Here is an 11,805-nt window from a genome sequence, read left to right as displayed (position 1 = left end):
AAATCGCGCATGATGAGAGGATCCTCAATGTCGATACGCTCTGCCCCCTTAAGCCGGTTGTGGTGTAAGCGCTGAAGCTATCCCGTTGCGAATCGTGTATTGGATTTGATCGAGGAGGGGATGGAGAATCTCTTGGAACAAAAAGGAAGAAGCTCCGACGATCCCTCCAACCGAGATTCCTTCCGGGACGCCTTTCTACATTCGGATCGCCCCATCGAAATGATGGCCCGAACGTTCGCTTCACGGAGTAGCGAGCACCGTGATTGAAACCCAATAAAGCTTGCCCAACAGGCATGCAGTTCGCTAAGGAGGCACCAAGTGTGCTACGCGTTTGGTTACCCCTGACCGCGCTAATCTCGGCGCAATCCAGATGGCATGAAGTTTCATTCAAAGACCGCGATTATCGTTCTTGTGTTTGTGGCGGCAGTGGTTGCCGCCCTTTGGGTAGCCAAACCTCCAGCTGAGAAATCGATATCAAAAACCTTCCCTTCACCCCTGGTCGAAGATTCATTTCAAACTGAAAATGAAATTGTAACGGAGGAACGTGCCCCTGCGGGCTCGTCGATACGCGATTCGAAGGTCACTCTACAGGGCTGCTATTTTCCTCCAAATACTTCGCCTCTGATCGAAGAATACCTTTTATCCGGTGGTCAGTTTAATGCCAAAAATCGAGTTCTTTTGCAAAAACTGGCGGCAGCCACCAGCGATGCGCGCGTTGAAATCGCGGCGGCATTGGAACTGGCTGAGCTTGAATGGCGGCACGGCTACTTCGTCGGCGCGGTGAAGACACTGGAACGAGCCTGGACCACGGGCCAGCCTCTTTCCGATCTTGAAGGGAAACAGACGGCCGAGAAGGCTCTCGCACTCTATTTGCAAAAGCTTGCCCGGCTCGGAGAGAGGGAAAAGCTTCGCGAACTGGTGTCTTCACTAGCGGATCGCAAGCTCGGCGGAGCTGCTTCGGAAGCCCTGATTCAAGCGAAATCCGCACTCTGGTTTCACGAGAATCAAGCAGAGCAGAACGTTTTCTGCGGATTCACAGCAGCGAATACGGTCTGCGTTCCTCAAGGTTACAGGGCGATCCATCCGGATGTCCATGACCCCGAAGAGGGAAAGGAATTCATTGCTAATGGACTCTCATTGTTCGAATTGCGGGCACACAGTCTCGAAGGCGATGGGGATCTTCAAATCTATCGGCGCGTCGATCCACAAGCGTCGATCCCGGTTCCCTCCATCGTGCATTGGAGATTCGACCACTACTCTGCGGTGACCGAGGAAAAGGAAGGCAGACTGAGGGTCAAAGACGTTCACCTTCGGGTCGATACGATGATGGACCCAGAGGCCTTCGAGGAACAATTCTCAGGGTATTTGCTGGCATTCTCGAAGGTCGAGATCCCGGATGGCTTCGAGCTGGTCGGAGACGAGGAGGCAAAGACCGTTTTCGGCAGTCACTGTGTTCACGGCCGCGAGGCGGAGGGCGATGAGCAGAATCCTTGTAACAAAAACCAAGATCAGGGGCAGCCAATGGCGGACTACACTTTTCGGCTGCTCAACCCCGGCTTGGAAATCTTTGACACTCCCATTTCTTACGCACCTCCCGTCGGCCCGCCTGTGGCGTTTCGCCTTGAGTATGATCAGCGGAGTTCGGTCATTGAAGACGCGCCACCGCAGGGAAACTTCGGGCCCAGATGGACCCATCGTTATTCCAGCTACTTGGAGCTAACGGGAACTCCAATTGGCGAGGTCCCAGCGACCTCGGCCAACATTATCTGGGGTAATGGCCAATTCTACACCTACAATTTTGAAACTGGAAGCGGGCGTTTTCTGTCACGCTACATTGAAAGACCCCGTCTGGCATGGTCCCCCACTGAATCCGAGTTCACGTTCAGCAATCCCGACGGTAGCAAGTTCGTCTATGGGCATCCAAATTCACCAGCTCCGACAAGGTATTTTCTGACGAAGATTGTCGATGCACAAGGGAACGCAGTTTCCCTGGGGTATGACGGGAACAACCGCCTGATCTCCATCACCGATGCCATTGGCCAGCAGACCACGCTCTCATATACGCCCGGTGCCGGTGCTGCAGTTCCAGGCGATTCGACGAAGATCCGCTCAATTACCGATCCGTTTGGACGGCGCTCCACGTTCTCCTACACCTCGGTCGGGCAGCTGCTGAGCATTACCGATCCGGTAGGCATTGTTTCACAATTCTCATACGCGGCTGACACCGACTACGTCGCTGAGCTAACCACACCCTACGGTACGACTACCTTCAAATGGGGGGACCTTCCAGGTATTAACGAAGAACCGGGGCGCTTCATCGAAGCCACCAATCCGCAAGGAGATCGCGAGCGTGCCGAAGCCAACGACTATTCGGGATATCCGGCTGATGGAGTCTCGCCACTCCCCGCACCGACAACTATTTCGGTTAACGACGAAAGTATTGGCTTCATGCCGAAGGTCACCAATCTGGGCTACCGGAACACATTCTACTGGGATCGGAAACAGATGCGCGAGGCTCCTGGAGATTTCTCCAAAGCGACCCTCTACAATTGGACTGCGAACGACGATACGATCACCTCAGTCCTAGCGAGTTTCAAAGCTCCTTTGGAGAACCGGGTTTGGTTCAATTACCCGGGTCAGACATCAGCAGAAGGCGGAGGAACCAGTGCTATGCCTTCGAAGACGGTAAAGGCGGTTGAGGACAAAGATGGTGTCCTCCAGTGGTCCATGGGCAGAGCCTCCTACCACCCCGTTACTGGGAAAATCACGGGTACGATCGACCCATTGGGTAGGGAGCTGGTCTTCGAATACAATGATGACTCCAGCCAAACGGGCGCCGTCGAGGGAATCGATCTCACGGCAATCAAGGTCAGAACGGCTGTGGGATTTGAGACGCTTGCCGCGTTCTCCGGTTATTCCGATCACCTTCCGACTGCGGCGACCAATGCGGCCGGGGAGACGACGACCTTCGCTTACAACGCAAGGGGGCAGCTAACCTCAACCACCGACCCGGAAAGGGACACGACTGCCTACTCCTACGATACCAACGGATATTTGGTCTCAATCAATGGTCCGTTGGCCGGAGCGGCAGACACGATCACCTTCACCTACGATTCGGCCGGCCGGACACAGACCATCACGGATTTCGATGGCTATACAGTCACCTACTCCTACGACGACATCGACCGACTTACTAGGGTGGACTACCCGGACGGCACCTACGAGGAGAATACCTACGAGAATCTTGACCTCGTCTCGTCCCGAGACCGCCTGGGACGGGTGACCACCTTCTCATATGATGAGATTAGGCAACTCGTCGGCGTCACCGATCCAGAGAACCGCACGGTCGGCTACGAGTGGTGCAAGTGCGGCGACTTGAGAACCCTGATTGATCCCATGGGACGGGCCACACGTTGGCACCGGGACGTCCAAGGGCGAGTTGATTATAAGGAATATGTTGATGGCTCCCGAATTCGCTTTGCCTACGAACCCGGGAGCGGTCGGTTGTCTCAGCGGATTGATGAAAAGGGGCAAATCACCCGGTTTCGCTACAATATTGACGGCACCCTGCATGCGAAGCTCTTCCCCAACGCTGAGATCGCCACACCCACCGTCACCTTCGGTTACGATCCCTTCTTCAAGAGGGTAACCTCAATGACCGATGGTCTTGGTGAGACCACGACCAGCTACCATCCGGTTGGCAGCCTGGGAGCCAATGAGGTTGCCACCATCGACGGTCCTTGGAGCAACGATGAGATCGCTTACGCTTACGATGCCTTGGGCCGAGTGACCAGCCGCGCCATCAATGGAATCTCGCAATCTCCTTCCTATGATGCCGCAAGCAGGCTCATTTCGCTGACCAACTCCTTGGGCACCTTCACCTACACCTATGAGGGTGCAACCTCGCGCCTTTCCCAAGTCTCTCATGGCGGCGGAGTGAAGGCCCAGTTCAACTACTACGGAAACAGTCAGGACAATCGCCTGCAATCCATCACCAACCGCACCCCGTCCAACAGCATCGTTTCCAAATTTTCCTACAATTACGATGCCATCGGGAGAATCACGCAGTGGACGCAGCAAGCGGGAGCCAGCAGCGCGACCGCCGATGTGTGGGCCCTTGGCTATGACGGAGCCGACCAGTTGACCTCCGCTTCCATCACGACAGGCGGCACGCCGACCAAGGGCTACAACTGGATCTACGATCCGGCAGCCAACCGCCTCACCGAAACCGAAGATGGGGCGACCCAGGACTTTCGATACAACGCACTCAACCAGCTGGACTCAACCAGCCTCAACCTCCCAGAAACCAGCTACGAATGGGACGCGGAAGACCGGCTCGTCGCCATCAACCAAGGAACGGGGCGTTCCGAGTTTGAATATGATGGCCTCGGGCGGCGGGTTCGCATCCGTGAATTGTCGAATGGCGTTGAGATCTCGAATCGAACGCTTTTGTGGTGTGGATTGGAAATCTGTGAAGAACGGGACGGTAGCGGGGAGGCGGTTCAGCGCCGTTACCTTGCGCAAGGAATGCAAGACCTTACTGGAAGCTCTACCCAGGCCTACCTCTACACCTTCGATCATCTGGGCAGCATTCGGGAACTCTTGAGTCCCACCGGTGGCTTGCAAGAACGTTTGTCCTACGATGCTTGGGGAAATGTTGAGTTTTCCAATGCCCAGCCGATTTCGCATTTTTCCTACACGGGGCATTTTACTCACCAACCAAGCGGCCTCCATCTGGCTCCGTACCGTGCCTACGACCCGAGAGCAGCAAGATGGATTTCAAGAGATCCCATTGGTGAGGGAGGAGGAATCAATCTTTACGCCTATGCTTGGAATACACCCTGTCAGCTGGTTGATCCCACGGGCGAGCATCCGTTGATCATCGCCTGGATGATCTTCGAAGTCGCCACTTCGGCATATGATATATACGATGCTGCATCGACATTTCTGGATCCTTGTGCTTCTTACCTAGATAAGGTAATATCTGCAACGGGGTTGTTGGTTGGTGCGATCGCCCCAGGTGGTGGATACGGGGCCGCCGCAAGAAATGCACCGAAGGTTAAATACATCGGGAGGCTGGACGACTTGAAGGGAATACCGCGTAATCAGACACTGCTCGACGATCTTCCCGATTTGGGCAGTCCAAGAGCAAACTATTACCAGAACTCATCCATTCTTCGGAAAGCCGTTCGTGATGGCTACGAGATTAGGGATGCTTCGGCGTTTCGGCTGAACTCAGAACTAGCTTCTACGCTCCTGCGGCCGGATAGAACCGTGGGTCAGACCTTCTTAGGCGCAGAGCGCCTTATCTTGGGTAATAAAGGGCTCAGGCTTAGCCCAAGTGGATCCTATCTTTCCAAGTAGTTGTCATGTCGTTGGTCACCAAAGAATTGTTTAAAAGGTGTGTGATCGCTCAGCAATCCGCGTACACCGAGTTGCTCTCCCTTTGCTCGCCGGTATTCGAGGATGATGGTTTTATCACAACGGCTTTCATGTCTGCCTATAGTGGTAAAGTGGAGCTCCGTTGCGGGCCAGCCGAGTATCATTTGGAGCTATTCGTGCACGACGATACGGGAGAAAATCGTCGGACTTTGAGCGAACTGATTGCACTACCAAATGTTCGGGAATGGATGAAGGCAAATCGAGCAGACCTCGAAGGAAAGCAGCGAATCGAAGCGGAAGTCGCTTATGCTTTCCGCCTTCTCAATGAGGCTATTTCCCGAGTGCCCGAAATGAACTGGCTCCGCCGTAAATCGAAGCCGTGACATCCTTGATTCGCTACTCAAGCCCCCTGGGGCTGATTCCTGTGCCGTTTTACGGTCTGCTCATGCTTTTTATGAAGTCTCATTCGTTTCGATTTCTGGCCTTGTTTTTTCTTGCTACGAGTTTCGCTTTTGGGTTCGGGTTAGAGTTCGATCAAAACGGGAATCTCGCCAGAACTGTCCCCGATGAAACTTCGTCTGGCATCGAACTTGCCAGAACGATGGAGAACGGACCTGCTGGTGGCAAGTTACGGCTATCGGTTGTCGTAAAATCAGGAGTGTATTACTCGGTCAAATGGTCCCGCGGGGATACCTCTCTTCCTTTCGCGATTTCGGATACGCTCACCGTTTCGGAAATCGGTCCGGACGATGTGGGGACTTACACCGTTACTGTTACTTTTTCCGATGGATCGACCCTTTCGAAGTCGATAGAGGTAGGTCTTGATTCGGATCTTGATGGATTGCCGGACGATTTCGAAATAGTGGTTTTCGGCTCGATCATTGTGACCACCGGAGCTGCTGACTCCGATGGGGACGGCGTTTCGAATGTGCAGGAGTGGCGGGACAAGACCGATCCCAATAACAATGCTGATTTTCGGCCACGCCTGTTCCTTTCGGCCGAAGGCGGCATGATCTTACAGGACCCGGTTCAGGACAGTTACAGCCTGAATGGAAGTGTCGTCCTTGAGGCGCATCCTTTTGATGGTCGTGGCTTTTATGGTTGGCTCGGCAATATCAACCCTGCACCCGGCAGTCCGCACACCATCCTGATGGACGGCAACAAGTGGGTCAGCGCAAATTTTAATTACCACGGGGTGGTACCATGGGGACGAAATGATTCTGGTGAGATCGGAGTTCCTTCTTCGCTGCGTAACGTCGTGGCCGTTGATGCGGGTTACGATCACGTCCTTGCTCTTGAAGCGAATGGCTCAATAGTGGGTTGGGGTTCCGATGCCAGCAGCATTGTCTCGGGAATTCCTTCAGAGACTGGGTTTGTTAAAGCCTCCGCAGGATACCGTCACAACCTCGCGCTCCATGAGGACGGGAGTCTCCATGCCTGGGGCACCACGTCCAACGGGCTATCGACGATTCCATCTGGGCTGTCTGCCGTGGCTGACGTTGATTGCGGGGAGGCGCACAACCTTGTGCTCTTCCGTGACGGGACGGTAGCGGCATGGGGAAATTCTACAGATGGGCGCACCCTCGTTCCGGTGGGGCTCAATACGGTGACTCAAATTTCGGCCGGGGATAATCACAGCCTTGCCCTTCGTGCGGACGGTAAGCTCTTCGCGTGGGGCGACAACTCGGTCAATCAACTCGAAGTTCCCGCCCATTCGAGCCGGATTGTCGATATCTGTGCGGGGGAGGATCACTCGCTCGCCCTTCTGGAAGACGGCACTGTCCTTGCGTGGGGCCGAAACGTCGAGAGACAATGTGAGGTGCCTGAGGGCCTCGGGCAGGTAGTCGGTCTGGGTGCGAGTTCCTACTTGAGTCTCGCGCTCAGGGAAGATGGTTCAGTGGCGGGTTGGGGGCGCGATGATTTCAATACCGTGGGGTTCCTTGCAGGGCTTCCAGTCGTCGAGGTTGTCGACACGGGGACAGATTTTGGTGTCGCGATTGGTGATTTGGAGGTTTCGACGGATTTGCCGGTGTTTATGGGGATTCCCACCTTGCTGGGGGCCGAGGACACGCCGTTTCATCACCGGATCTCGTCTCGGAATTCTCCGACGAGTTTCTCAGCGACGGGGTTACCTACCGGGCTGTCGATTCATCCGGTGTCGGGGCTGATTTCTGGAAGCCCAGCAAATAGCGGAGCCTTTCCGGTGACTGTGACCGCCAGCAATGCAGCGGGCAGCACCCAGCGAACTTACGAGATCATCGTCAATCCACCGCTGCCCCTCATTACGAGCCCTCTGGCCGCCAGCGCTTGGATCGGAAGCGAATTCCGGTATCAGATTGAGGCCGAGCATTCTCCCTCAAGTTTCGGTGCCTCGGGTCTTCCAGCCGGACTCTCCATCAATCCCGGCACCGGGATCATTTCTGGCTTCCCGTCCTTACCCGGAAGCTACGAATTCGAGATATCCAGCACCAACCCTTACGGGACCGAGACGGAGCGAGTACAGATCGAGGTTCGCGATGGGAGTGCGTGGGGAGCGAATGATTATGGGCAGTCGGATTTTCCGGTCGATTTTTCCAACTCCATTTCGCTCGTCGGCGGCTACAATCATTCACTCGCTCTTCTTGCCGATGGGAGCGTCCGAACCTGGGGAAGGAATTTCGCTGGATCGTTGGCGGTTCCCGATGGCTTGGGTGACGTCGTGGCACTTGATGCAGGAGCCCTCCATAGTCTGGCGCTCCGGTCGGACGGGACTATTGTGGGCTGGGGATCCAATACCTATGGGCAGATCAACACACCCGACAGCGGGAGTGGCGGATTCATTGCCATCGCTGCTGGCGGGTATTTCAGCCTTGGCCTGAAGGTGGATGGAACCGTTCTGGCTTGGGGTAGCAATGACTACGGTGAACGTGAAGTCCCGGCATCGCTCAACGGTGTCGTCGCGATTTCGGCTGGCGAACATTTCGGAATCGCACTGAAGTCCGATGGAACCGTCATGGGTTGGGGTGAGAATCTAGAAGGGCAGGTGACGATTCCTGTCGGTCTTGAGGACGTCGTGGCAATTGATTGCGGTCGCTATCATGTGTTGGCGCTCCTCCGTGACGGAACGGTCAAGGCATGGGGCTCAAACCGAGATGGGAAGGCGACAGTCCCACAAGACCTCGCCAATGTCGTTGCCATCAGTGCAGGCGATGACCATAGCATGGCACTTCTCGCTTCCGGAGAAATCGTCACTTGGGGAGGTGATACCTACGGCCAGATCCCGGTTCCGGATTACACCGAACCCTCGGTCCAAATCTCGGCGGGTGGATGGCACAGCCTTTCGCTACCGAGTTCCAATCCCGGACTATCGGCCCCCTCCATTATCAGTCGGGGATTTGCAATCGGAGGCAGGGGGAAGGACTTCTCCTACCAAATTCTGACTCGCAATGTCGCAACCAGCTTCACGGCTACAGGGCTTCCTGCTGGTCTTGCGATGAACCCATCTACCGGCCGGATTTCGGGGAAAACTCAGTCAGCTGGGCTCTTTCCGATCACGGTGTCTGCCACGAACTCAAACGGCACGACATCGCAAGCATTGAAAATCGCGATTCATGCTGCACCGCCGACGATGGGTTCGGTGCCACAATTGCTCGCCTACGAAGGCTTGGCCTTCCAGTATTCGCTGCCTGTCTTCAACAGTCCCACCGTCACCTCGACTTCGTTGCCGAGTGGGCTGATCGTCACAAGCGGCGGGACCATTTCGGGTAATCCAACGGCCGGCACAAGCGGTAATTACACCTCTGAGTTTACCTTCACCAACGAAGACGGGCAGGCGACGGAGGAAGTGTTGATTCGCGTCGTCGCGCCAGTCCAGCTTTCCAACGGTTCTCTGGTCGGCGGAGCGATTGCGAATGATAAATACGAGGTCTTCGCGTTTCAGGGTGCCGCTGGCGACCCGGTTAGTATTCGCGTCGCCAGTCCTGACGATCGGGTCGATCTCTACTTCGAAGTCTTAGGGCCGGACGGTACCGTCATTGCGGCGACTGAGCAGTCCTATTTCGATCAAGTGCTGACATTCGCCCTGCCGAGTGCAGGAGCCTATGGAGTTCGCGTTCGGAGCATTGCGGCAGGAAGAACCGGAGGGATCGCTGTGAGCTACACCAACGTATCTGCCCCCATTGTAGTGGGATCAGAGGGAGATGGTGGACCACTGACAAATGGCGTCTACGAGACCGGTTCACTGCCAGTGGGCGATGTGGATCTCTGGAGTTTTGATGTGGATGAAGGCGAGCAAGTCCAGCTGCGGGTCGCCTCGCTGCAGAATTCTTCTGATGACCTTTGGCTCAAAGTCTATTCACCGTCTGGTGAGGAGGTTGTTGGTTCCAGTTCGAATTATTGGGACCAGTGGGTCGGTTTCCGTGCAGATGAGCCCGGACGCTACGTGGCTCGATTGCAGATGTATTACCTCGAACGTTCAAGTGCCGCTTACCGGATCGAATTGTCCTCGGCGCGCACAGGAGCCGTACCGCGAGCCGAGGATGAAGGAGGACCTCTCACCAATGGTGTAGCTGCCCTTGGTGAACTTGAGCGGGGTGATTTGGATCTCTGGTATTTCGAGGCACAAGCAGGCGATCCAGTCGCTCTTCGTGTTGCCTCTCAGCAGGGCTCTTCCGACGACCTTCAATTGAGGATATACAGCCCTTCCGGGGAGTTGCTGTCCGAGGAATCCACCAACTACTGGGATCAGAACGCCGCATTTCAAGCACCGGAGAGCGGAACCTACATAGCTAGGGTGGGGATGTTTTACCTAGAGCGTACCTCTGCAACCTACCGCATCGAACTCGCTAATGGACGTCCCGGTGCAATTCCTGAAACTGGTGATGAAGGAGGCTCGCTTTCGAATGGGGTCGCAGTTCTTGGGAGCTTGGTTCGTGGTGACTACGATATGTGGTATTTCCAAGCTGGCGAAGGTGACCAAATCGCCTTGCGAGCAGCGTCCCAGCAAGGCTCGTCTGAGGATCTCCAAGTGAGAGTGTATAGTCCATCCGGTAGCCTGATTTCCGAAGAGTCCACAGGTTACTGGGACCAGAGCGCGGGTTTCGAAGCCCCCGAAAGCGGCACCTACTCGGTTCGAATCGCCACGTATTATTTGGAGCAAACGAGTCAGCTCTACCGGGTGGAGCTCTCACACTTCGGAGGCTTGATCCACTTGAACCCGGGGGATGAAGGAGGCGCGCTGAATTTTGGAGTTTCTCAAGCCGGGTCGATTGTGAGGGGGGATATTGATACGTGGACGATTCCTGCCAATCGCGGAGACAGGCTGAGTTTGAACGCTGTTGGCACGGGCATTAGGGTGAGCCTTCAGGCGTGGACGCAAGGTGTCGCGACTCCTCATTCCTTGACCAATACGACTTCGGGAACCCTCAAGTTTGTCTCCATAGCTGATGGGGACTACTACGTCAGATTCCAGAGCTGGTATCTGGAAGACGAGGGAACCTACTCGATTTTTCCTACCATCGAGCGTGCACCTGTTCTCTCACCGATTCAAAACCAACGCGTGCCCATGGGGGAAATCGTTTCGTTTGTTGTCAGCGCACAATCTGGTGATACCGGAACTCCAGTGTTGAGCGCACTCAATCTTCCTTCAGGTGCGGGCTTCAATCCCGCGACGGGACAATTTGTCTGGGTCACGCCCAATTCACCGGGCTCGGCGAACTTCGAAATCAGAGCAACTGCTGGGGAACTCTTCGACTACCAGATGGTGACCATCGAATATTACGATCCAGCAGCCTCTAACGACTTTGAACGATGGATTCTGGGCTTCACTTCGAGTGGCTTAAACCTGGCGGATGCGGGGCGTGACGATGATCCCGACCACGATGGACTTTCCAATTTCCTTGAGTATGTTTCAGGGAATAGCCCAGTCGATCCCGTCTCACGAACGGTCACGTCCGTGGAAACCACTGGAGCCGATCAGATCAGGGTGAGAATTCGACTTCGATCGGATGACTCCTCTTTGGGGTATTTTACCTCGGTTGGGAACAATCTGACTGTCTGGCGAAATCACTCCCTTAGCTTTGAAGTGGAAAGTTCTCAATGGGCTCTTGAATCCAATTCGGACCTTGAACTTCGCTCATCCAGGCAACTGGACGATGGAATATGGGAGCTTGAGCTGGAACCCCAAACTACAGCTAACCAGCTCTACTTGAGAGTGCTTGTCGAACAGTGAGAATGTCCAGAAACAGATGGTTTCGGGATGTTGATTTTACGGGTTTAACGCTGGGATGAGATCCCGGTGTCAGTTCGACCAAATGTGGCACTCCCCGAAGCCGTTCACGGGCGGTGTTTTGGAAGCGTCCCATGAATCGTTAGAATGAGGTGGTGGCTGGTTGGTGCCACGCGTCAGCGTGGCGTTGCTAAACGAAAACCAACCAACCACCGTGA

At 55.1% G+C, this 11,805-nt stretch carries 3 protein-coding genes; all 3 read left to right on the top strand.

Features of this window, described 5'->3' with window-relative positions; all coding sequences use genetic code 11:
* The first annotated feature begins 375 nt into the window (after positions 1 to 375).
* The 3 genes from HNR46_RS15465 to HNR46_RS15455 are packed head-to-tail and all read left to right on the top strand — an operon-like array spanning position 376 to position 11,590.
* Entirely contained in the window at positions 376 to 5,364 is a 4,989-nt protein-coding gene (locus HNR46_RS15465) for an RHS repeat-associated core domain-containing protein (protein WP_184020403.1), read from the top strand.
* 5 nt (positions 5,365 to 5,369) lie between these two features.
* Positions 5,370 to 5,765: a hypothetical protein gene (locus HNR46_RS15460; protein WP_184020402.1), complete on the top strand. Its 396-nt coding sequence runs from the start codon at positions 5,370 to 5,372 to the stop codon at positions 5,763 to 5,765.
* A complete protein-coding gene (locus HNR46_RS15455; protein ID WP_221285206.1) occupies positions 5,762 to 11,590 on the top strand; it encodes a putative Ig domain-containing protein in 5,829 nt (1,942 codons plus the stop codon). The genes HNR46_RS15460 and HNR46_RS15455 overlap by 4 nt, the downstream gene beginning before the upstream one ends.
* Positions 11,591 to 11,805 lie beyond the last annotated feature (215 nt).

This window comes from Haloferula luteola (genome assembly GCF_014201715.1).
GTDB lineage: Bacteria > Verrucomicrobiota > Verrucomicrobiia > Verrucomicrobiales > Akkermansiaceae > Haloferula > Haloferula luteola.
The sequence above is the reverse complement of the archived record's forward strand: the minus strand, read 5'-3'. Positions and strand labels throughout refer to the sequence as shown.